Annotated in this window: 21 protein-coding genes; 17 read left to right on the forward strand and 4 right to left on the reverse strand. The window is 36.9% G+C overall.

Annotated elements, in window-relative coordinates; all coding sequences use genetic code 11:
* Positions 1 to 122: 122 nt before the first annotated feature.
* The 13 genes from CUU59_RS01600 (at position 123) to CUU59_RS01660 (ending at position 13,156) form a co-directional block, all read left to right on the forward strand.
* Entirely contained in the window at positions 123 to 797 is a 675-nt protein-coding gene (locus tag CUU59_RS01600) for a DUF969 domain-containing protein (protein WP_099950269.1), read from the forward strand.
* Positions 790 to 1,785 carry a DUF979 domain-containing protein gene (locus CUU59_RS01605; protein WP_099950270.1) on the forward strand — a complete coding sequence of 332 codons (996 nt, stop codon included), beginning with the start codon at positions 790 to 792 and terminating at the stop codon, positions 1,783 to 1,785. Before CUU59_RS01600 ends, CUU59_RS01605 begins: the two co-directional genes overlap by 8 nt.
* Before the next feature lie 20 nt (positions 1,786 to 1,805).
* Complete coding sequence (pcp, locus tag CUU59_RS01610; RefSeq protein ID WP_099950271.1) at positions 1,806 to 2,447, forward strand: pyroglutamyl-peptidase I; 642 nt, start codon at positions 1,806 to 1,808, stop codon at positions 2,445 to 2,447.
* Positions 2,448 to 2,704: 257 nt separating this feature from the next.
* The gene (locus CUU59_RS01615) at positions 2,705 to 5,344 is read left to right on the forward strand and encodes a phosphodiester glycosidase family protein (protein ID WP_169922817.1); all 2,640 of its coding nucleotides are present in this window, start codon (positions 2,705 to 2,707) and stop codon (positions 5,342 to 5,344) included.
* A 7-nt stretch (positions 5,345 to 5,351) separates the two neighbouring features.
* Entirely contained in the window at positions 5,352 to 6,119 is a 768-nt protein-coding gene (locus CUU59_RS01620; protein WP_099950273.1) for a hypothetical protein, read from the forward strand.
* Between the two features lie 8 nt (positions 6,120 to 6,127).
* A complete protein-coding gene (locus tag CUU59_RS01625; RefSeq protein ID WP_099950274.1) occupies positions 6,128 to 6,382 on the forward strand; it encodes an HPr family phosphocarrier protein in 255 nt (84 codons plus the stop codon).
* Positions 6,382 to 7,581, forward strand: coding sequence for a carboxylate--amine ligase (locus CUU59_RS01630; protein ID WP_099950275.1), 1,200 nt, complete (start codon positions 6,382 to 6,384; stop codon positions 7,579 to 7,581). The genes CUU59_RS01625 and CUU59_RS01630 overlap by 1 nt, the downstream gene beginning before the upstream one ends.
* Before the next feature lie 23 nt (positions 7,582 to 7,604).
* Positions 7,605 to 8,207 carry a GNAT family N-acetyltransferase gene (locus tag CUU59_RS01635; RefSeq protein ID WP_099950276.1) on the forward strand — a complete coding sequence of 201 codons (603 nt, stop codon included), beginning with the start codon at positions 7,605 to 7,607 and terminating at the stop codon, positions 8,205 to 8,207.
* Positions 8,188 to 9,195 carry a DnaD domain-containing protein gene (locus CUU59_RS01640; RefSeq protein ID WP_169922818.1) on the forward strand — a complete coding sequence of 336 codons (1,008 nt, stop codon included), beginning with the start codon at positions 8,188 to 8,190 and terminating at the stop codon, positions 9,193 to 9,195. The genes CUU59_RS01635 and CUU59_RS01640 overlap by 20 nt, the downstream gene beginning before the upstream one ends.
* On the forward strand, positions 9,195 to 10,127 hold the full coding sequence (locus CUU59_RS01645; RefSeq protein WP_099950278.1) for an ATP-binding protein: 933 nt from the start codon (positions 9,195 to 9,197) through the stop codon (positions 10,125 to 10,127). The genes CUU59_RS01640 and CUU59_RS01645 overlap by 1 nt, the downstream gene beginning before the upstream one ends.
* A gap of 26 nt (positions 10,128 to 10,153) precedes the next feature.
* Positions 10,154 to 11,416, forward strand: coding sequence for a serine--tRNA ligase (gene serS / locus CUU59_RS01650; RefSeq protein WP_099950279.1), 1,263 nt, complete (start codon positions 10,154 to 10,156; stop codon positions 11,414 to 11,416).
* A 355-nt stretch (positions 11,417 to 11,771) separates the two neighbouring features.
* Entirely contained in the window at positions 11,772 to 12,326 is a 555-nt protein-coding gene (locus tag CUU59_RS01655) for a hypothetical protein (RefSeq protein ID WP_099950280.1), read from the forward strand.
* Positions 12,293 to 13,156: an IS3 family transposase gene (locus tag CUU59_RS01660; protein ID WP_245870555.1), complete on the forward strand. Its 864-nt coding sequence runs from the start codon at positions 12,293 to 12,295 to the stop codon at positions 13,154 to 13,156. The genes CUU59_RS01655 and CUU59_RS01660 overlap by 34 nt, the downstream gene beginning before the upstream one ends.
* Before the next feature lie 597 nt (positions 13,157 to 13,753).
* On the opposite strand, the gene CUU59_RS01665 is transcribed toward CUU59_RS01660, so the two are convergent.
* On the reverse strand, positions 13,754 to 15,163 hold the full coding sequence (locus CUU59_RS01665) for a UDP-N-acetylmuramoyl-L-alanyl-D-glutamate--2,6-diaminopimelate ligase (protein WP_099950282.1): 1,410 nt from the start codon (positions 15,161 to 15,163) through the stop codon (positions 13,754 to 13,756).
* A gap of 136 nt (positions 15,164 to 15,299) precedes the next feature.
* Here CUU59_RS01665 and CUU59_RS01670 point away from each other — a divergent pair, with 136 nt between their 5' ends.
* Both CUU59_RS01670 and CUU59_RS01675 read left to right on the forward strand, forming a co-directional pair.
* Positions 15,300 to 16,184 (forward strand): fructose bisphosphate aldolase, encoded by an 885-nt coding sequence (locus CUU59_RS01670; RefSeq protein ID WP_099950283.1) that lies wholly within the window; start codon positions 15,300 to 15,302, stop codon positions 16,182 to 16,184.
* Between the two features lie 80 nt (positions 16,185 to 16,264).
* Positions 16,265 to 16,501, forward strand: coding sequence for a hypothetical protein (locus CUU59_RS01675; protein ID WP_099950284.1), 237 nt, complete (start codon positions 16,265 to 16,267; stop codon positions 16,499 to 16,501).
* Here the strand turns inward: CUU59_RS01675 and CUU59_RS01680 are convergent.
* Positions 16,498 to 17,820: a GntR family transcriptional regulator gene (locus CUU59_RS01680; RefSeq protein ID WP_099950285.1), complete on the reverse strand. Its 1,323-nt coding sequence runs from the start codon at positions 17,818 to 17,820 to the stop codon at positions 16,498 to 16,500. The two genes, CUU59_RS01675 and CUU59_RS01680, sit on opposite strands and share 4 nt — an antisense overlap.
* Before the next feature lie 192 nt (positions 17,821 to 18,012).
* Here CUU59_RS01680 and CUU59_RS01685 point away from each other — a divergent pair, with 192 nt between their 5' ends.
* Together CUU59_RS01685 and CUU59_RS01690 are read left to right on the forward strand one after the other, a co-directional pair.
* Positions 18,013 to 19,581 (forward strand): ATP-binding cassette domain-containing protein, encoded by a 1,569-nt coding sequence (locus CUU59_RS01685; protein WP_099950286.1) that lies wholly within the window; start codon positions 18,013 to 18,015, stop codon positions 19,579 to 19,581.
* On the forward strand, positions 19,574 to 21,136 hold the full coding sequence (locus CUU59_RS01690; protein ID WP_169922819.1) for an ABC transporter transmembrane domain-containing protein: 1,563 nt from the start codon (positions 19,574 to 19,576) through the stop codon (positions 21,134 to 21,136). The genes CUU59_RS01685 and CUU59_RS01690 overlap by 8 nt, the downstream gene beginning before the upstream one ends.
* Before the next feature lie 416 nt (positions 21,137 to 21,552).
* Here CUU59_RS01690 and CUU59_RS01695 read toward each other — a convergent pair whose 3' ends face one another.
* Together CUU59_RS01695 and CUU59_RS01700 are read right to left on the reverse strand one after the other, a co-directional pair.
* Positions 21,553 to 22,437 (reverse strand): ribonuclease H-like domain-containing protein, encoded by an 885-nt coding sequence (locus tag CUU59_RS01695; RefSeq protein ID WP_099950288.1) that lies wholly within the window; start codon positions 22,435 to 22,437, stop codon positions 21,553 to 21,555.
* Positions 22,437 to 23,411, reverse strand: a complete 975-nt coding sequence (locus CUU59_RS01700) for an asparaginase (RefSeq protein WP_099950289.1) — start codon at positions 23,409 to 23,411, stop codon at positions 22,437 to 22,439. Before CUU59_RS01700 ends, CUU59_RS01695 begins: the two co-directional genes overlap by 1 nt.
* Positions 23,412 to 23,636 lie beyond the last annotated feature (225 nt).

Below are 23,636 nucleotides of genomic sequence, written 5' to 3' on the forward strand. Positions count from 1 at the left end.
AGCAAGGGGTATAATTTAATCAAGTGAAGTGTATGTTATTTTTTATTCTATTATTATAATTTATGCGGCGCTTGAATTTATGATTATTCTAAAAAATCAAATTTATTTAAGGAGGTTCTTGTATGAACTATTGGGTATTAATTGGCGTACTGCTCATAGTTTTAGGTTTTGTACTTAAGCTTGACGTTGTAGCAGTTGTTCTTATATCCGGTTTGGTTACTGGCTTGATTGCTGGTATGCCATTTTTAGAAGTGCTGGATATAATTGGAAAGGGCTTTGTAAACAACAGATACATGTCACTTTTCTTCCTATCCCTACCTTTGATTGCTATTATGGAAAGGTATGGATTAAAGGATAGGGCGGCAGAGGCTATTCAAAAGATGAAATCAGCAAGTGCTGGTGGCGTGGTTGGCCTTTATATTTTAATTAGATGGGCTGCAGCTGCTTTGTCACTCAGACTTGGTGGTCACGTTCAATTTGTTAGACCACTTATCCTACCTATGGCTGAAGGTGCTGCTACAAAGAAGGTTGATCTTTCAGAAAAGAGGTTAGATGAACTTAAAGGTCTAGCTGGTGCTGCAGAAAACTACGGAAACTTTTTTGGACAAAATATTTTCCCTGTAGCTTCTGGTGTACTTTTGATTCAAGGTACTCTTAACCAAGCTGGTTACGATGTTACAAATGGCGACATCGCAAAGTCTTCAATTTTAGCTGGTCTTGCTATGCTAATTTTAGCTCTATTGCAATGCTATCTATATGAAAGAAAATTAAGAAAGGACATGATGCGTAATGTTTAAATTTATATCTGAAAATTCTGTTATTATCGATGAAATCATCTACGTATTATGTGGATTGGTTTGTATTATGACCGGTATTAGAGGTCTCAAGAACAAAAAGGCTCCTACTGGAACTTTTCTTTTCTGGACTCTACTTGGTCTTTTGTTCTGCACAGGCAAGCTTTTAATTAACAATCTTGAACACGGCGGAGCAATTGTTGGCGGACTTTTACTAGTCCTTGGTGCTTTAACTTTGACCAAGCAAGTTCAAGTTGGCGAATTTGAAGACCAAAGCGAAGAACAAAAAGTAAATTACGGCAAAAGAGTAGGAAACAAGATTTTTATTCCTGCACTTTCTATTGGTATTATCGCTATGATTATGGCTCAATTCAAGAGCTTTAAGGTTCCTGTAGGTGAAACTGAAGCTGGTCCAGTTTTCTTTGGATTCTCATCTGCTCAAACACTTGGCTTCTCATCAATAATTGCAATTATTATTGCTATAATTATTACAAAGGCTAAGTTCAAGGAAACCAAGGAAGACACTGCAAAGATGCTTATGACAATTGGTTCTTCATCACTTTTACCACAACTTCTAGGTGCTTTGGGTACAGTTTTTGCTGCTGCCGGAGTTGGAGAAGTTATCGGTTCTGGTGTTGCTGCAATTGTGCCTCCTGAAGCAAAAGTTCTTGGCGTAATCGCCTACTGCTTGGGTATGGTCATCTTTACAATGATTATGGGTAATGCCTTTGCGGCTTTTACCGTTATTACACTTGGCGTTGGTATTCCATTTGTAATTGCAAACGGCGCCGACCCAGCTGTTATTGGTGCCTTAGGCATGACTTGCGGTTACTGCGGTACCCTTATGACACCTATGGCTGCAAACTTTAATATTGTTCCTGCAGCTATTCTCGAAACAAAGAGTGAATATGCAATTATGAAGGCTCAAGCTCCAGTTGCCTTGTCCCTCATTCTTGTTCATATTATATTGATGTTAGTATTTGGTTTTTAGACTGAAAAAGGAGTGATTTAATGAAAATTTTAGTAACAGGATTTGACCCATTTGGAGGCGAATCCATTAACCCTGCCATTGAATCTGTAAAAAAATTACCAGATGAAATCAAGGGAGCAGAAATTATTAAGCTAGAAATTCCAACAGTAATTGGAAAATCTGTAGACAAGATCAGACAAAAGATTGAAGAAGTAAAACCAGACGTAGTTTTATCAATCGGCCAAGCTGGTGGCAGACCAGACATTACAGTTGAAAGAGTTGGCATTAACTGCGATGACTGCAGGATTAAAGACAACGAAGGCAACCAACCAATCGATGAAAAAGTTGCCGAAGATGGCCCAGCCGCTTATTTTTCAACTCTGCCAATCAAGGCTATGGTTGAACACATCAAGGAAGGCAAAATTCCTGCAAGCATTTCAAATACAGCAGGTACCTTTATCTGCAACCACGTTTTATACGGAGTTGCCCACATAGCTGCGACTGAATATCCAAAGATGAGAACTGGTTTTATCCACATTCCATTTTTGCCTGAACAAGTTACAGACAAAAAGAATATGCCATCCATGGCTTTAGACACAATTGTAAAAGCTCTTGAGCTAGCAATTGAAGCCATTATTGAAAACGATGCAGACATCAAAGTTACAGGTGGCAAAACCCACTAGAATTTTGAAAAATTTTTAAAAGAGTCATACAAAAAGTATGGCTCTTTTTTATTTGCAAAGACATAATTACATATGTGAAGAAAAAATTTTGCCCACATTAAAGGCAGGAAATCTGTATGCGTATTTGTTTTCGCCACATGATTTATCGTTACAAATGGCTTACAATTAGGTGTCTTTTGCCTATTTTATTTGACTATGGTCTGGCAAAAGTATATAATTATTGTATACTTTTTAAAATTTAAATGGGGGTTTTCAATTTGAAAAACAAAAAAAGATTTGTGGCCTTGTGCCTATCGATGCTCATGTCGACATCATTTGCTTTCGCCAAGCCACAATACAATTATATAGAAAAGAAAGAGACCAAGACCATAGCCCAGGGGGTAAATTACGAAGAAATTTTGCAATTTACATCCGATGGGGTTAGGGGTATTAATCTTATTAAATTTAACTTAAATGATTCTACTGTTAGCCTGGTGCCGATTTACAATTACGATACCACGTCAAGAGGCATGGCGGTTTCCAAGATGGTTGATGGCCATGGAGTAACTGCTGGTATCAATGGTGACTTTTTTAACTATAATCCAGCCTTCCCACTTGGGCCAGCTATTAAAAACGGCCAAGTCATTTATTCAAATGGGGACGGACCAAGTTTAACCATTGATAACAATAACCAAGCCAGCATTCAAAAGCTAAATATCGCTATGAGCGTTAGCGTTGGTGGAAAGACTATTCCTGTTGGTATTGTTAACAAGCCCAACAACTACGGATCAACTGGCATGTACACCCGCGCTTGGGGGAAGAAATCCCGGGGCGGCAAAGTCAATTCACAAACTGAAATTGCAGTTCTTAATGGCAAGGTAATCGCTAGGGCTGACCAAGGTGCTCCCTTGGAAATTCCTGACAACGGTTATGTTTTAAATATTAAAGATGGCTTATATTTGCCAAATGTTGGCGAGGACATTGCCTTTAATATCACTGGAGTCGATATTAATAATATTAAGTTCGGCATTGGCGCTGGTGCTGTAATTTTAAGGGATGGGGCCATTGTAAATGAAGGCATTGATGCTCCGGGCAGGCATCCGCGTACGGCCATTGGTTTTAACAAGCAGACTGGGGATATCTTCCTGGTAACTGTGGATGGCAGGAGCCAGTACCACGGCATGGAAATGTCCGAGCTTGCGGAACTTTTGCTTTCATTTGGGGCGACTGACGCCGTCAACCTAGACGGTGGCGGCTCAACAACTATGGCTATCAAGGATGTAAACTCTGGCAAGGCCAAGGTTGTAAACTACATTTCATCTGAACGCTCAGTTTTAAATGGGGTTGGGGTTAAATCCACTTCAACTGTGGGTCAGCCAGTGAAGATTAAAGTTATAACTGAAGGTAAAAAGTTATTTAAAAACACCACCAAGTGGATAAATATAGAAGCCTATGATATAAATGGTAATCCTGTAAAGGCTGATCTATCACAGGTTAAGCTAAGTGCAAATCTGCCTATCAAGGTCAACAAACACAGCTTTATGCCAACTGAATCCGGCATGATGGACCTAACTGTAACCTATGGAAATTTGAGCGAAACAGTTTCCATGGAAGTTTTGGATAGTCCAAGCGTTTTACTTTTAGACACAGATACCTTGGGCTTAGCGGCTGGTGGATCTTATAGGATTCCAAATGTCTATGGGATTGATGCTGTTGGTAACCGCGCTCTTATACGTGCTCACGAGCTAAAGACTTCTGTAGTTGGCGGCGTTGGTACTATTAACAACAATGTCTTTAAGAGAAATAATGCCAAAACAAATGGGGCCATAGTTTTAGCCTTTGGCAATGCGAAAAATAGAATTGTCGTGACCTCATCAGCCCGCAAGGAAAGCGTAAATCCTCTGGGATCTGCAGATGGGCTCACAAGTTTTGCCAGCCCAAATGGATCCACATCTACTATTAAAGTTGTGGAAGACAAGAGAAAGGTCGTAAGGCTTGATTATAATTTTGCCAAGGTTAAGGGCACAAAGGTTGCCACTCTAGCTTTTGCTAATTCGCCAACAATGCCAAAGGACACAACAGAGCTTTCGATTTTCACCAAAAACCATGGTGAGGACGCAGTCCTCTCAACCAAGGTTGTGGTGGATGGAGTTGAATCTGAACAAGTCTTTGAAGAAAATTTAAAACTTGGCGGCTACACCGAATGGAGGGCCAAACTTCCAGGAGGAACCGATATAAAGTTAAAATCAATCAGCATTTCAAATCCTGGAGATATCAACTCCGCTAAGGGAAATTTCTTCATCAAAGACATAGCTGCGGTTATAAATCCAGATACGTCTGCGATGTTCACTGACCAAAGGACTCTATTTAACGACCACTTGAGATCAGCGGACTTAGCATCGACTGATTTAGCAGTTGTGGTTGCTGGCAAGGGTGCAGATGCAGAAAAAATAAAAAATGCAACTGCAAATCACAAAAAAGTTGCTCTGATTAATGCAAATCTAAAGTCAGACAACATTGCCAAAGACATGATTGTGGCAGACGGTAACACTTTATTTGTAAACTTTAAGAATACCAAGGGAGGACTCAGGGCCAGTGATATTAATCAGTGGAACCAGCTCCTCACCAGGGTTAAAAACGGGACCGAATCCAATATTTTGATATCCATTGCAGGTGGGTCTAAGGATGAGCTGGGGATTATAAATCCAATTGAAAGACAGCTCCTCAAGGAAACTTTTGAAAGTCTAGTGGACGCCGGCAAGAGGGTGTTTGTAATAACCAATCTCAAGGAGCCAACCTCAACCAGGTTTGACGAAGGCGTCAGATATATTAACTTAAATCCTGGGGACAAGGAAGCCTTGTACCTCAATATAAACAGGATTGGCGATAATGTAATTTATGCAGTTAAGAAGGTGTAAGATTAAGATGAAAAAACCAATAATTATATTGTTAGCATTTATAGCAGCCTTATCTTTTGTTGGATGCAAGAGCGAGTCGGTTGAGGACATCACAAAAGCTTGGGATACCCCGACCTATGTAGAGGTATTAACGCAAATTAAAAATCCAGAGGACAGGGACTTGCTGGTAATTGACCAAGACCTAATTCTCTTTGATGAAGAAAACAAGGGAAAGATTTCTGAATTTTATAGGGACACCAAGACCTTTATAGGTGAGAGCGACGAGTTTGTCGAACGCTATGGCTATTATTTTATTGATGGCATGGTAAACCTTACAACTCCAGATTCCAATTGGGCTTGGACTGAAACCGATGACGAAAAAACCAACAGATACCAGGAACTCCAAGAAGCCTTTTTGGCCTGTAAGGACATTTTAAAGGCAGATAAAAAGTCAAGTACCGAGCTTATCTTTAATACAAATGTCAAAGGCAAGGACCTAAGAGACCTGCACGAATATTTCAAGGACCTCAAGACCAATGAGGATGTGGACCTACGTTTTTATATTGATAAGACCAATGACAAATATATGATCAAACGCCTTTACCTAAAAGGAATTGACGGCGAAAATGAAAGGCTCAAGGAAAGTTATGTAATGAATATTGACAGTCAAAAGTCAATTACGATTCCAAAGTCCTTGGCCCTCCACATGATTACCAACGGTTACAAGGTTGACAAGGAAAATGCTATTACCACCAAGGAAGAAGCTGAAAAGAAAGGCTATAAGCCAATAAAATGAGGTAGTTTATGATTGAAAGAGAATTTAAAATCACAGATCCAATAGGTATTCACGCCAGACCGGCCGCACTTTTGGTAAATTTGGTCAAAGAATTGGGAGTGGATGTAGAAATTGAAAAAAATGGCAAAACAGCTAAGGCCAACAGCCTAATTGGACTTATGGGTTTGTCAGCCAAGGCGGGAGACACCGTTAAGGTCAAAGTTGCAGATGGCAATGAAAAAGCCCTGGACAAGATAATGGAGTTTTTAAAAGAGAATTTATAATGGATTTTAAAGCGATTATTTTAGGTACAGATATAAATGCGTATTCCATGGCTAGGTCTGTCCATATGGAATACGATGAGACTTCGATTGCCCTTGGCGTTTCAAGACTCAAATACACAGACGCCTCCAAGATTGTCCAGGTAAATACTTATCCGGACTTCGACGGCGAGGGTTTTAAAGCTGGCATAGAAAAATTTTTAAAAGATCAAGGCCAGGCTCTAATTGACCAAGGAGTAAAGCTAGTTTTGCTTCCATGCAGCGACGGCTATGTCAAACTTGCAATTGAAAATCGTGAATTTTTGGAAAAATATTTCTTGTTTAATCTGGTCAGCCAAGACATGCAGGAGAAACTTGAAAACAAGGTCGACTTTTATAAGCTTGCGGAAGAACATGGCCTTCCTTATCCCAAGACCTTTGTAATAGAAAAGTCTGAGGACTTTAGCGCTTGCGATTTGGTTCCGCCACTGGCAGTTAAGACCAACGATTCAATTTCTTATGCCCACATAGATTTTCCAGGCAAAAAGAAGGCTTATAGGGCAGAGACAATTGCTGAAGCCAGGGCTATCATCGACACAATTTACGACCACGGTTACGAGGGCGAGATAATTATCCAAGACTTTATTCCAGGTGATTCAAAGGACATGGGCGTCCTTAATGCCTATGTGGATTCAAAGGGCAAGGTTACACTGCTATCCTACGCAAAATGTGTACTTGACGAGTGCCTGCCAAGTCAAATTGGCAATTACAATGCACTTTTCTCCATGGGCAATGACAAGCTTTACGAGGAAATTGAAAAATTTTTGACAGATATAGATTATAGGGGCTTCGCAAATTTCGATTTCAAATACGATTGCCGTGACGGTGAGTACAAGGTTTTTGAAATAAACCTCCGCCAAGGCAGGTCGTCATTTGTGGTGACAGCTAGTGGAGAAAATTTGTCCAAATATGTCATAGAAGATTTGGTTTACGGCAAATCACTTCCGCAAGTGCGAAATGACAAGCCAGCTCTCTGGCTCTTTTGTGCAAAAAGCGTCTTGAAAAAATATGCAGACGAGGATGATTTAAAACTCATAAAGCCCTATATCAAAAATGCCACTTACACTTGCAATTATGAAAAAGATCAAAATTTAAAAAGATTTTTGCATCACATGCGGAGGATTTTTTCTACAAAAAAATATTATAAAATTTATCAAAACTAACCCATGCTCCCAAGCGTGGGTTTTTGCTTGAAGTTTTTGCCCTTGTGGTTTATAATCTAACTATGAATAAATTTTTCTTCGATCAAATGACCTTGGACCATGTTTTGGCTATGAGGACTTGGGGGGCAAATGAAAATCCCTTGTTAAAATCCTATGATTTTTGGCCGCGGACTCCAGAGGAGTGCCTGTACTGGCATCACGAAAAAACCAAACACGACTACAATGAGTATTATGTCTATTGTCTAGGCGACCAAGTCATTTGTTATTTATCTATAAAAAATATAGACAGGCAAGAGGGTACAGCGAGGCTTGGCCTGGTTATGGATCCCAATTTTCAGGGCCAGGGCTATGGCTTTGAAATCATGAAAGACTTTTTGGAAAAATATTTTTCCTGGGGTTTTAAGAAAATGGATTTAACTGTGGCTGCCTTTAATCAAAGGGCCATAAATTTATATAAGAAACTGGGCTTTAAATATATTAAACGGTCTTATTCATTTTTTGATGGGAAGAGGGCCGATATCACATCTGATATGAAAAATCATTTTATATTTTTGCCTGGAATAACGATTTGCAAAAACTATATCATGGAAATAGGAGGTGATGGGTGTGAGATTTATAGAAGCTGACAACGTGCTACCAGAACGCACGTCGATTTCAAATTTATTTTTTTCTACATTTTTACCAGCGGCGCCTGGAAATTATGTAAAGGTCTATCTCTACGCCTATTATTTGCTAAGAAATAAAATAATGGTGACTGATGAAGACTTTAGAGAGACTCTGGCCCTTAGCCAAGACGAGATTGACAAGGCCTTTAACTATTGGGTAGATGAAGGAATTGTAAAAAAAGGCAGTGACGGGGAAATTATTTTCTTTGATGTGGATTCACTAACGCTCAAGAATTTGGCCATAGCAGAATCCGCTAGCCAGGTGAAATTATCAACTCATAACCCAGAGGAAAATCTGATCAAGCTCAACCAAGATCCAGCCATCAGAGAATTTTTTAACTCATGCGACCATATTGTCCGCAGGCAGCTAGCACCAGAGGAAAAGAAACGCTTGATTGGATGGATGGAAGAGTTTAATATGGATACTGAAATGGTCCTTCATGCTATGAGTTTAACCTATGATATGAAAAATATAAAAAATCTGGACTATGTAAAGGGGATTTTGAGGCGCTGGCATGACCAAGGCAAGATGACTTTGGACGAAGTTATCGACGACATGGACGACATGGACGCAAATTTAAATTCTCACATTGAAACCGTGAGAAAGTCTCTTAATATGAAGCATAGGGACATGACCGATGCGGTTGTAAATATTATCAATAAGTGGAAATACGATTACGGCTACGGCGACGACATAATTTCCCTGGCCTGTGCACAGACAGTAAATATCCGTGAGCCAAATGTGGCCTATGTAAATGCGGTTATAGAAAACTGGCACGACCTGGGAGTAAAGACGCCTGAGGATGCCCTAAAGGCAATTGAAAACAAGCCGACAAAATCATATGAAAATAAAAAACCAGGCAGCTTTGACTACGATAGCTCTAGGCAAACTGATGACTACGATGACGACGACCTCAAAGCGCTTTTGGGATGGAAGGGTGATTTATAATGGATATTAGAAATAAAGTTGAATCCCTCTTTAATGTAAAAAGGCAAAAAAAATTAAACCAGGCCAGCGAGAATTACAGAAAAATACTACAAGCCCATCCAGAACTCCAAGCCATTGAAGATGAAATGATAGAGGCCAGCCAAGAGGTAATTTTGACAGGCGTATACGACGAAGAAAAGATGGAGGCCATTACAGATAAAAAGAACAAGCTCTTAAAAGACCTAGGGCTCGAAGGTGCAGACAAGCCGCAGTTTGACTGCAAGATATGTGAAGACAGGGGCTATGTGAACGGTAAAGTCTGCCAGTGCCTGAAAAAAGAACTTATAAACGCTTACTTCAATTTGGGGGAAAATGGTGGTATAATAAAGGATAATAACTTTGCCAACTTTGATATAGATATCTTTGATGACCAGGCCAAGGACGGATCTTCGCCTAGGGCCAATATGGAAAAGATTTATGGGCTCTCTAAAAAGTACGCGGCCAATTTTGAAAACGAAGAGGACTCGCTATTTTTCTACGGGCCAAGCGGGACTGGCAAGACCTATTTGACAGGCTGCATTGCAAGTGAAGTTAGGGACAGGGGCTTTACGGTTTTGTATCTAACTGCCATTGAGCTTATGAATTTTTGCAGGGATAGGCAATTTAATTCCGCTGACAACAAGGACTACATGGACCAAAAAGACCAGATGATAAAGACCTGTGACCTGCTCATAATCGATGACTTGGGCACAGAGCAGGCCAACAATATGAACGCCGGCTACCTATATGACATCATTAATTATAGGACCAGCGTTGGCAAGAAGTTTATTATAAATTCCAATCTCAGCCTTATGGACTTGTCCAAGCGCTATGCGGATCGGATTTTTTCCAGGATAACTGGCAATTCAAAAAATATCGAATTTACTGGCAGCAATTTGCGGCTGAAAAGATAAATACTTAGATAAGAAAGGACATAAATATGCTTGATATTAAAAGAATCAGAATGGATTATGACCAAGTTAAAAAGGCCATAGAAAAACGCAAGGGAACTTTTCCTCTTGACCAGGCCTTGAAGCTTGACGAAGAAAGACGCGACATCATCTCCAAAGTTGAGGATATGAAGAGCGAACAAAATAAAATTTCCAAGGAAATTCCCCGCCTCAAAAAAGAAGGCAAGGACACAGAAGCAATATTTGCTGACATGAGAAAATTATCCGACGAAATTAAAGTTTTGGACGATAGGCAAAGCCAAGTTGAAAAAGAATTAAGGGAAACCCTCTTGGAAATTCCAAACACACCCCACGAATCTGTACCAGTTGGCACTGATGACAGCGAAAACAGGGAAGAGTACAAGGTAGGAACCCCACGCGTCTTTGATTTCGAACCAAAGGCCCACTGGGATTTGGGCACAGATTTAAAATACTTGGACTTTGAGAGGGCCAACAAGATTTCTGGATCCAGATTTTCAATCTTTAGGGGAGAGGGCGCCACACTTCTAAGGGCCATCACCTCCTTTATGCTGGATTTACACATCCACAAGCACGGCTACCACGAAATGCATTTGCCAGTTGTGGTCAACCGCGAATCCATGACGGGGACAGGCCAGCTGCCAAAGTTTGAAGAAGATATGTACCATGTCAACAAGGACGACTTGTTCTTAATTCCGACTGCAGAAGTCCCTCTGACAAATTATTTTAGAGATGAAATACTTGACGGCGATGACCTGACAATTGCCATTACAGCTTATACACCTTGCTTCAGAAGAGAAGCAGGCAGCGCTGGTCGCGACACCAGAGGCCTTATCAGAAACCACCAATTCGACAAGGTTGAGCTGGTAAAATTCACCAAGCCAGAAGATTCTTATGAAGAATTAGAAAAACTTAGAAATGATGCAGAGGAAGTTTTGAAACTCTTAAATCTTCCATACAGGGTTGTCACCCTTTGCAGTGGGGATTTGGGATTCTCAGCAGCCAAAACTTTTGATATAGAAGTTTGGATGCCATCCTACGGCCGCTATGTAGAAATTTCATCCTGCTCCAACTTCGAAGACTACCAAGCACGTAGGTCCAATATTAAATTCCGCCGTGAAGCCGGAGGCAAACCAGAGTTTGTCCACACATTAAACGGAAGTGGTCTGGCAGTTGGCAGATGCTACGCAGCAGTCCTAGAAAATTTCCAAAAGGCAGACGGAACCATTGAAATCCCAGACGTATTAAAACCATATATGAACCATCAATTTTAAGAAAAAGAACCCTGGATTAAGTCCAGGGTTTTTGTGTGGAAAAATTTAGTTTATGACGATTATTTGTCAGAACGTAGGTAGCGGCCGTGGTTTATCCCGGCTGTCCTGTTCCCCGAAAATTGGACACAAAAGGAGGAGAACATGGACTACACCAAAGACTACAAAAAGAAAAAAGTAGAAGAATATCTAAACTCAAAACTATCACTTAGAAAATTTGTAAAAATTAACAACATACCCAAAACAACCCTTCAAGGTTGGATCCAAACATACAACGAATACGGACCAGATGCCTTTATGGACTCAAACAAAAGAAANTGTCCTGTTCCCCGAAAATTGGACACAAAAGGAGGAGAACATGGACTACACCAAAGACTACAAAAAGAAAAAAGTAGAAGAATATCTAAACTCAAAACTATCACTTAGAAAATTTGTAAAAATTAACAACATACCCAAAACAACCCTTCAAGGTTGGATCCAAACATACAACGAATACGGACCAGATGCCTTTATGGACTCAAACAAAAGAAACACCTTAACTTTACAAGAAAGACATAATCTAGTAGAATTGTACCTAAGGAAGGGAGATGCCCTAACAAAGTTTGCAAAGAGCCATGGCATACCAGCCATGACATTTTCAAGCTGGATATACAAATACTACCAAAGGCTCCTTCCTGAGTATATACGAAGGGAAGGCCAAGACTTGAGTAAAGATAAAAACCTTAAGAAAAGCAAATATTCAAACATAGATGACAAAAATGAATTCATAAAAAAACTAGAAGAAAAAGATGAGAAGCTACTAAGACTTGAAATAGAAAATGCATATTTAAAAGAGTTGAGGAGGATTCGACTTCAAGAAAAAATGAAGAAAAAACAAGGATTGCCGAAGACCTCCGAAGACAATACCCACTAAAGACAATTCTTGAAGTAATAGGACTGGCTAGATCCACCTTCTACCACAACCTAGACAGAATGAGAGAGCCAGACAAAGATTCAGAACTAAAACTTAAAATGCTAGAAATAAGAGAAGCTCATCCAAACTATGGACTAAGAAGAATACACGCAGTATTAAAGAAGGATCAAGAAATAAACATAAAAAAAGTCCATAGACTATACAAAGAACTAGGCATGCAAATAAAGAATAAGAAAACCAGAAAACCATACACATTCCTAGGCAGCCTAAAAGACATACCAAACAGAATAAAAAGAAGATTTGACTCCACAATGCCAAATCTAAAACTCTTTACAGACACAACCTATGTAAAAATATATAAAGACAAAGAAAACTACACATGGGCCTACCTAAACGCCTTCATAGATGGCTTTGACAGGAAAATAATTTCATACAACGTAGTAGATAACATGAGAAAAGAACCCTTCATAGACCTAGCAAAAGAAACCATAAAAAAAACAAATAATGCAGAATACAGAAGAACATTTCATTCAGACCAAGGCATCATATACTTCAGCAAAGAATACCAAGATCTACTAAAAGAAAACAACATCTACCAAAGCATGTCAAGAAAAGGCAATTGCCTAGACAACTCAGTCATAGAAAGCTTCTGGTCAGTAATTAAAAGAGAAAAACTAAGTAAAACAAAATTCAAAAGCCTAAACCAGTTACAAAAGGTTGTAGATGAGTTTGTAGACTACTACAACAACACAAGAATAAAAGAAAAGAACAACTACCTAAGTCCAAATGAAAAAAGGGCCAAGTATTACGAAGAAAAAGAAAGAGCATAAAGAAGCTTTCTTGCTATATGATAAATTTTTGAATAAGCTTTATGTCAAGGGCTATGCAAGTTGCTTCGCAACCCTTGACAATCGCATTCAAAAATTTAGTTAGCAAGTAGAAAGCATTCTTTTAGATGAACAAATTATTTGTCCAACTTTTTGGGAACACCCCANTCCAAATGAAAAAAGGGCCAAGTATTACGAAGAAAAAGAAAGAGCATAAAGAAGCTTTCTTGCTATATGATAAATTTTTGAATAAGCTTTATGTCAAGGGCTATGCAAGTTGCTTCGCAACCCTTGACAATCGCATTCAAAAATTTAGTTAGCAAGTAGAAAGCATTCTTTTAGATGAACAAATTATTTGTCCAACTTTTTGGGAACACCCCAGACCATTTCGGCTGCGAGGGTTCGATGCCCCGCGGTCGAAGATTATATGCGAAGAATTTATAATGGCACAATGTTTATACAGGTATAAAAAATATTCAGAACGAATGTAGGGGCTACTTTATGTAGCCCGAAAAGTCCCGCCCAAAAGACCTAAAGGAAAAATTTGGTCCACATAAAGTGGACCCTACACGCTTCGCTGGATTTTTCCTTTAGAAATATCTATTTGTGTGTTCGTATATAATCCTCTACGGTCCTCCTATCCGAATAAGGAACCTTCTCTCCCTCAATCAACTGAAAATCTTCGTCACCTTTGCCGGCGAGGACGATTACATCGCCTGGTTTGGAATCTTTTAGCATGGTCTCGACTGCTGTTTTTCTGTCGGCGATTGTGTGGGTCTTGATGGTTGAGTGCTTGGCCATTTCACTTAAGATTTTTTCTGGGTCTTCAAAATCGGGATTGTCCGATGTTATATAAATTTCATCGGCGTATTTGTTGGCGGCTTCGGGAATTTCGTGCCTGCGTTCATAGGTCCGTCCTCCCACTGATCCAACTGCTATTAAAATCCTGTTCGGATTCCATGATTTGATTTCGGCTAAAAGCGATTCGATGGATAATTTATTGTGGGCGTAGTCTATTACGACCTTGCGACCATCGTAGTCCAATACTTCCATGCGGCCAGGAATTTTTAAATCTCCTGCCAGGCCCGCCAGCTTGTCAAAAGAAAATCCAATTTCATTTAAGGTTGCCAGGGCAAGTGCAAGGTTCATCCTGTTGTAAGAACCGTGGAGGTTGGTTGCAATATGTTTGCCGTTTAAGTCAAAGCCGTCTTCGCTTTCGTTTGTGATTACGAAATCAGCCTCAGACCTGCCTACGCTCACGTGGGGATTTTTTAGGCCATCAATCATAAATTCATAATTTTCGTCGTCCTTATTTAAAATGGTTTTTTTGGCTAATAATAAAATATTTTTCTTCCACTTCCTGTACTCTTCAAAATTTTCGTGTTCCAGCGGCCCAATGTGGTCTGGTGATAGGTTGGTAAAAATATTTGCCATAAATCTGGTGCCAAAAACCCGTGACTGCTTCATGGCCTGGCTGGAAACTTCAATCACCATGTAGTGAACACCAGCGTCTACGGCTTCGCGCATGGCCTTTTGCAGGGTAAAGGGATCTGGAGTGGTATTATTGGTTTTAATATGTTTGTCTCCGTAAAAAATCCCGCTCGTGCCGATGACTCCGCATTTGAAACCGTATTTTTCTATAATTTCCTTGATAATAAAAGCCACTGAGGTCTTGCCCTTGGTCCCTGTAACTCCAATTACCCGAAGGGTCTTGGATGGGTGGCCAAAGAAAGTCGAGGAGACCAGGCCCAGGGTTTTTCTGGAATTTTCCACCACAAAAACGACCGCGTCCTTTGGCAAAGATACTTCTCTCTCAACTATAAAGGCACGAGCTCCATTGTTATAGGCTTCCATCAAATATTTTTCTTCGTGGGTGTTCACCCGAGTTCCCTTGATGGCGACAAAGAGAGTGTGGTCGTCGCAATTCTTTGTGTTGGTCTCAATCTTTTTTATATCAAAATCATAATTCTCATCTATATTTAATCTACTAAAAATTTTACTTAAGCGCATAGTCTACTCCTTTTATATACTAGGCTTATTTTACTATATCCAGGCTCAATTTGCAATTGATGACCAGCTTTTCCTTATATTGGATAAAATTAGACATATATGGTATAATTAATACATAAATTATTGGAGGTAATCTATGAACAAAGAAATGTTAAAAATAATGAAGGAAGACAAGGGATTTATTGCAGCCTTAGACCAAAGTGGTGGGTCAACACCAAAGGCCCTACTAAACTACGGTATCGACAAGGATGCCTATGGTAATGATGAAGAAATGTTTAGCATTGTCCATCAAATGAGGACACGCATTATTAAATCACCATCATTCACAGGTGAAAAGATTATCGGCGCTATTTTATTTGAAGTAACCATGGATTCCAAGATCGATGACAAGTATACAGGAGACTTTTTATGGGAAGAAAAGAAAATCGTTCCATTTTTAAAAGTTGACCTCGGTCTAGCTGACGAAAAAGACGGGGTTAGACTTATGAAGGACATCACAGACTTGGATGAAAAGATTGCCCGTGCCAAGGAAAGAAATATCTTTGGTACCAAGATGAGATCTGTTATAAATGAGCTCAATGAAGAAGGCATCAAGGAAATTGTTAGACAACAATTTGAATACGCCAAAAGAATTGCAGATGGCGGATTAGTTCCAATAGTTGAACCTGAAATTACCATCTCCATGGATAAAAAAGCTGAAGCTGAAGATCTTTTAAAGGCAGCCTTAGTCGAAGAATTAAAAAATTGGGGCGACCAACCACTTATGTTTAAGCTTACCCTACCAGAAAAGGCTAACTTATATGAATGCCTCTATGACAATCCTGCAGTAATCAGAGTTGTTGCCCTAAGTGGCGGCTACTCACGTGAAGAATCCAACAAGAGACTTGCCGAAAACCATGGCGTAGTCGCATCTTTCTCACGCGCACTCACAGAAGGCCTCAAGGCACAAATGGGCGAATTTGAATTCGACAAACTATTAGAAGAATCAGTAGATAGCATCTACCAAGCTTCATGTAAATAAGATTAGATAAGGGCTCGCGAATTTTTGTTCTCAACAGATGCTAGATGGTTGTGGATGCCAGTATTTTGAGGTGAAAACGAATGGAAAATAAATTATATTTAATGATTGTTATATTCTTTGGAATAGCAATCAATATAGTATTCGCAAATGATTATTTCCAATTAGGGACCATTATAATATTTTGGTTTTCAGTATCAATGATTAGTGATTATATAGATGAACAGAATAAACTTCTTAAAGAGATAATAAAGAATCAAGAACTAATGCTAGATAATAAGAACAAAGAAGACGAAAAAAATGAAGAGCCTGAGGACTAATTCTCAGGCTCTTCGCTTGTATTGATTTTTCCGTATAATATAAAATCTAGAAATTCTCCTATCTTATCCTTATTTAAATTCATGTAGTTGAATGAAAAAATAGTTTCGTCTTTATCAATTTGAAAGAATTGTGGATATATGTTGAATGGGAATAGAGATAAATTTTGCTTAATATATTTTATTTTGTCGTTATGAATCCTTATTGATAGGTAGAAACCTGAGCTGGTACAATGGAAATCTAGTTGTCTTTTTTTTGCCTCAATTAATATTTTATTCCTTAAACTAATTAAAAATTTCCACAGCTTTTCTGTTTTTTTATAATACAGTCTGTCTTTAAAACAATTGATAACAAAATTTTCTGTTAGCGATGAAATTTCAGTTTTAAAATTCTTTGCCATAAAACCTTTGGGCATTATTAAAAACGCAAATTTTATAGATATTGGGAAAACTCCAGACATATCCCCAAGCAAAAATGTTCTATAATCGTTAAACATGAATTGTTGTTTTTCGAATACAAAGTCTTTTCTATATAAATTTTCAACTATAAAAATATTGCTCTCATTACAAAAGCTTCCAAGCTCTTCTTTACGTTTTTTTGAATAGGATGTTCCAGTAGGGAATTGGTCGAAACTTTCAATATATAAAATAGAGGACTTTGGTGGGATTTTATCTACTATAACGCCCTCATCATCTAGCGGCAGATATTTTATATTATATTTATTAGCATTAAAAATGCTGGATTTTAAGTTTGTCCTAGGCTCTTCTAAGAAGATGCTTTTTAAGTTATATTCTGACATTAAATAATCTATAATATGATTTTTTGAGGAAGAGACAAGTACTTGATCGGGGTGAATTTTCAAACCATACAATTTTAATAAATACTCAGCAATGATCTCTCGCAATCTTGGATTACCAATTCCAGAATTTTGATGAAAAAGAATATTTGCATTAGAATTATTTAATTCCTTGAATCCAGCATAAATTAATTCATCTATATTTTTCTTGAAAAAAGTATTTTTATGAAAATTTCTTATCATAGGTATGATTGTATTGCTTGCTTTATTGTTAATGTGACTATTGTCGTTAATATTAATAACATATCTACCAGTTTTACTATTTACATAAAAACCTTTGCCTTTTCGTGAAATAATATAACCTTCTATTGATAATTTATCATATGCAACATCAACATAATATTTTTTTACATTATAAAACAATGCTGTATGTCTAATAGAGGGAAGTCTATCCCCAATCATGTACTTATTATTTTTGATATCACTAACTATATCATCATAAATTTTTTTAGAAAACTCATTCATAACATCACCAAATATGATTTTATCAATTAAATAAAAATAAATCAACTGTTTGTTAAAAAACCTGACAACTGTCTGTAACAAAACGATTAATTTGTGGTATAATAAAAGTGTAAAGAAAACTCGAGTAAATTTAGGTAATGAATAACTGTGTTCCTGAAAAATATTTTTTTGATGATTATGTGAGGATGATTTATGAAGAAGAGACTAGAAATATTTAAAGATAATGACCTTTTAAGCAAAAATGACTTATTTAAAATGTGTTCATTATACGTGGTTGGTTTTGCAGTTTCTTTTGTTCCGCCCTATATTAACAAGATGATGATTGAAAATATGGAAACTAACCATATCGGATTTAATGTTTTTTGCGGCTTATTAGCTTTAACATTCGTGTCTGTAATGATTAATTATATGACAAACTTTTATATTATGGGCAAATATACGAAAAAAACAAGAAGAAATCTCTTGTATAAAATTTTTGAAAAATCTCAAAAAATGCCTAGCTATGTATATAATACATATGGAAACAATTCGGTTCTTGGTTTATATATGTTTGATAGTATAAATGTATCGGATGCAATTGTGAAAAGAAGATTTGCAATAAAGACATTGATATTTCAGTCAGTTATAACTTTGTTAATACTTGCATATATTAATTATATTTTGACAATATATGTTTTAGTATCAGTTCCTATTATGCTAATCGCGATTTCTCTTAATAATATGAAGCTAAATGCAATCCAAGAAAAAATGATTACTAATAGAAATGTGCTTATAGGCGAGACACAAAATTTTATTATGCATAAAAAGGATATGTATTTATATGATAGAGACGAATATTTTGAAAGCAAATTGAATCTAAAGTTGCAAAATTTTTTAGATAGTCAAAAAAGCTTTCAGTTTTTAACTCTATTTTTAAAGAGAATACCTGTTTTAATAACCATATTATTGCCTGTAATACTTCTTTTCTTAGGAGCTTTTTATGTAAAGGAAAGTCAAATGACATTAGGTACATTATTCTTTTATATAGGTATTGCAGGTCAATTTTATACTCCGTTGTCTAATATATTTTTATATATAACAGATATAAAAAGTTATAGGGTTAATGTGGAGAAAATGGAAAATTTTTTATATAATAAAATTGATAATAAAGCATATTTAGGATTGTATTCAGATGCTGAAGATGAAATTTATGTTAATGACTGTAATATTTATAATGAAAAAGAAGATTTACTCTATAAGGCAAATCTTAGAATTAAAGAGTCTGGATTTTATATTATAAAGGGTCCTAATGGATCTGGCAAATCTACTCTTTTTAATATAATTGCTGGGATATACTCTCCCGATCAAATTAAAGGCGATTGTATTATAAACAAAAAATATTTAGACAATATGTCTATCCTAAAATATCCGCTCTTTTTTATAGAAGGTAGTGTTGAAGAAAATATGTTTTCTGATAATGTGAAAAACATATTTCATATCAATATGGAGAAAGAAATAAAATTAAATCCCCTAAATCTATCCAGTGGTGAGGCACAGAAAGTTGCTTTAACCAGAATTATTTCTGAAGATAGAGATATGATTTTACTTGACGAACCTATATCTAATCTTGAAGTCGATGCAATAGCTGTACTAAAAGATTATATTTATTCGAATAAAGATAACAAAGTAATTATTGCAATAATGCATGATGATAGTTTTGATGACATTGCGGACAATATTTTTACAATTAAAGAAGGAGAAATGGAGGGGCAAAATGTTTAAATTGTTTAAGCACAAGCTAATAAAATTCACGGAGATTTTAATTGCAACAGTTGGATATATAATAGCTCTGCTATCCTTCTTATCTGTTTTTTATATTAACAAATTAATTGCAGATTATGCAAAGGGAATTGCTGAGATTACTAATATACAGTTTTATTTTATAGTTGTCTTTTTGATTTTTTTGCAATTGGGACTAGTATTCTATTTTGCGAATTATTATTTTCAAAAAAGCACTTTAAATATTGGTGGCAGGATATTTAATTCTATATTTAATAAAATATTAAAACTCTCTCCTTCCGATTATGATAAATATGATAAGTCTAGTATTTTAAATATAATTTTTTCGGATACATTTTCAACCGCAAATATGACACTTGCGGCAATATCTGGGGTTAGTGGAAATACTATATTTGTGATCTTAGCTGTTTATATTTTGTACAATATTAACAGAGAATTACTGATCGTATCATTAATAATGCTACCTATATATTTTATCACTTCTGTGGTAAGTTCTATGGTGATAAAAAGAAAGAATAAGATATTGTTAGAAAAAAACGATTCTATGATTAGTGTTATAAAAAATTACTCAGAAAATATTCCGATAATAAAAATGCTGGATAAAAAAGAAAATATTGAAGAAGGTTATAAATTGCATGTAAATGAATTTTATGTAGCTGATAAGAAAAAGTTTTTTTATGAAAACTTATTTAGCTCCATATATTCAATTTTTGGAGTAATCACACAGATTATTATACTATTTTTAGGATCGAATTTCGTTTCCGAGGGTTTGATGACGATAGGAGACCTAATTATGTACTCTGGTATTTGCGGATTCCTTTTTGAGCCTATTTCAAATATTTCCAAGATCTTGCAAACTATAAAGAGTGGTAAACCTAATTTTGATAGAGTAAATATTATTCTTTCGCATAGTTCAAAAAACATTTATGATTATAAAAAATCATTTAAAGATATGGATTATGGAATCGAGGCATTAGGCATTGTAAAAGATAATTTGGGAAATAATCTATATGATATTGATATTAAGTTGCCATCAACGGGTTTCTATATATTGCAAGGACCAAATGGTAGCGGAAAGTCTACAATATTTAATATTATATCTGGGATATATGATATTAATCAGCTTGATGGATCAATATATATTAACGATGAATTCAAAGACAACATTTCTATTTTAAATTATCCTTTATTTTTGATAGATGATACAGTTGGTGAAAATATTTCACTAGGTAATTTAAAGGAAAATTCTCTTTATGAAATGCAGATTGATAAAAAAGTTACTTCAAATCCTCCAAATGTTTCTAGTGGAGAAGCACAAAAAATAGCGCTAAATAGAGTTTTAAATTTAGATAGAAAGCTTATTTTAATTGATGAGCCATCAACTAATCTTGAAACTAAAGCGATTAGTTTATTGAAGAAATATATTGAAAAAGAAAAAAATAATAAATTGATTGTAGTAATCACTCATGATGAAAATTATAATGAATTAGCTGATGGCATAATGGAGATTAAGGATAAATCTATTTATTACAGATAGTAAGTGTAGATATATTATTTATTCTAGCTTCGATACTGGGTAATAAAATTAAAATAAATTAAATAAAAAAATGGCTTTGTGAAATGTGTATTGCCCCCTTAAATCCGGACACGGAAATAAGGGGGTACCTTTCGCCTTGAACTTTTTTCACTTATGGTCTATAATATATTCATGAGGTGATTGTATGGTTTATGCTTTGGCTTTGATAATTTTAATTGTAATTATTTTAGTCTTATTAATGGTGTTTGGAATCGTGGTCCCGACTTTATTTAGCGATGAGACTTAAGGATTTTAAATACTGATTTTGCCTGCCGTTTTTGACGGCTTTTTTATTTGTCAAAATTTAAAATAAAAAAGGACTCCTAATGAGTCCTTATCATCTTTCGTCTTTGATCTTGCAAGATCAAGGGCGATTTTTATTTACAAATTTTTTCCAAAGCACCAGTCACTTCCTCTTTTATTATAGGATAAAAGAGCTTGTCCATTTGAAAGACCCGATTGTTGTGGGCGAAGTAGGAAATGGCCTTGCCGTCTTTTAGGGCGGTTTTTACCTTGAAGCGAATTATTATTTCATGCTTGTCCCCATCTATGGCCACAAATTCATCGTAGTAATTTATCTGCAGGCTCTCGTTTTTAGAAGAAATCCTGACTTCCAAACTGTCGCCGACTACATTAAAATCATTTACAAAAAAACTTTGGTCTCCCAGGTCAATTGTGCGGGCGTTTTTTATTGGCAAAAAGATCTTCATAAGGATTGGCAGATTTCTTACATCGTAGTAATTGTGCTTCAAAAGCATGTCCCTTTTGGATTCGTCCCCGATCCTCACCACTTCCTCGTAGAGCTTGATGGTCTCATATCCTGTTACATTGTCGTCCCGGTCAATCCCCGATAAAATTTCTGCAGTTTTTAAATTGATTTTATCCAGCATCATAAATTTTTTGTTGGCACGTAGGAGCTTGTAGAGGTCGACCCTCTCTTTGGGAAAATTCAGCTCCATCCCATAGGACCGAGCCCGCTTATAAAGAAAGGGCAGGTCAAAGACGTCCCCATTAAAGGTAACTATCCGATCAAACCTGTCCATTTCGTGTTGGAGAAGAGACAAACTCGCAAGCTCATCGCTAGAATTATTTAATAACAATTGCTTGGAATGAATTTCATTATTTTTTATATAACTGTAGCCAATGCACCAGGCAAAGTCCGCGTACCTGCGAACTCCAGTCGTCTCTATATCCAGGTACAAGTCCTTTGAGTGGGCGTAGCCATTGGGTGAAAAATCATCTGTGTACTCAATTAAATTCATTATATTTTAAAGAATTCCTCGATTTCTTTTTTACTTTTTCCAGCCGCAATCAGGGCCATTAGAGCAACTCTTACCTTTTGACCAGGCAAATAGCCGCCGTTTATAACGCCCTCTTCAAAGAGTTGTTTGCCGCCGCCTTCGTAGCCGTAGGAGCCGAGGACACGACCAGTTGCACACCTGGAGACCAAGACGACAGGAATGTCTTTTGCAATGGCTTTTTTAATGCCGGCCATAGTTGCTGGAGGGACATTGCCCCTGCCCAAAGCCTCGATGACCAAACCCTTGTAGCCGTGGTCTATATAAAAATCAAAAATATCTGATTCAATGCCAACAGCCATCTTGATTAGACCAACCTTGTGCTCGAGCTTATCTACACAGCACTTGTTGACAGATTTTTCTCTCCTATAATAAAGCACTTCGTCATTATCTATAATCCCCAGAGGCCCAAGCTCAGGAGATTTAAAAGTGTTGACCGATAGGGTATTGGTCTTGGTAACTTGAGCAGCTGAATGCACTTCGTTGTTCATAACCACAAGCGTGCCCAGGCCCACAGATTCTTCGTTCAAGACCGTTGCAATAGAAGCAGTTAAATTTAAAGCCCCATCATAGCCAAGCTCAGATGCATTTCTCATAGCGCCGGTAACGACAATCGGCTTTTTGTTATCTATAGTTACATCCAAATAATAGGCCGTCTCTTCCAAGGTGTCCGTCCCGTGAGTAACGATAATACCAATTACATCCTCCTCGTCAAGGGCCTTTAAAACTTCGTTTCTAATCTCAACCATGCGGTCTGGAGTGACATGGGGACTAGGAATATTAAAAATCTCCCTCTCCTCTATGTAAACACCGTGGATGTGGGACTTGACATTTTTCATGAGTTCATCGGCAACTGGAGATGGAATTGCAGCCCCCAGTTTGGGGTCAATCCTCATAGCAATAGTGCCGCCAGTTAAAATAACAACAATTTTCTTCATAATTCACCTCGCTAAATATATCTTAGTGCATTTGCAGGATAAAATCAAGATAAATTTAAAAGAAATAGCAGATAAAAAACATAATGCGAATGCAAATATATATTTTGTAAAGATAAGTAAAAGCGTTGACAATATATATATATATATATATATAATATAATTACAATATAGAAGAATTAGTTTGTTGATTAATCTTCGTATATAAATTTAAAACACAAGGAGGAG

The organism is Ezakiella peruensis (assembly GCF_900215725.1).
GTDB lineage: Bacteria > Bacillota > Clostridia > Tissierellales > Peptoniphilaceae > Ezakiella > Ezakiella peruensis.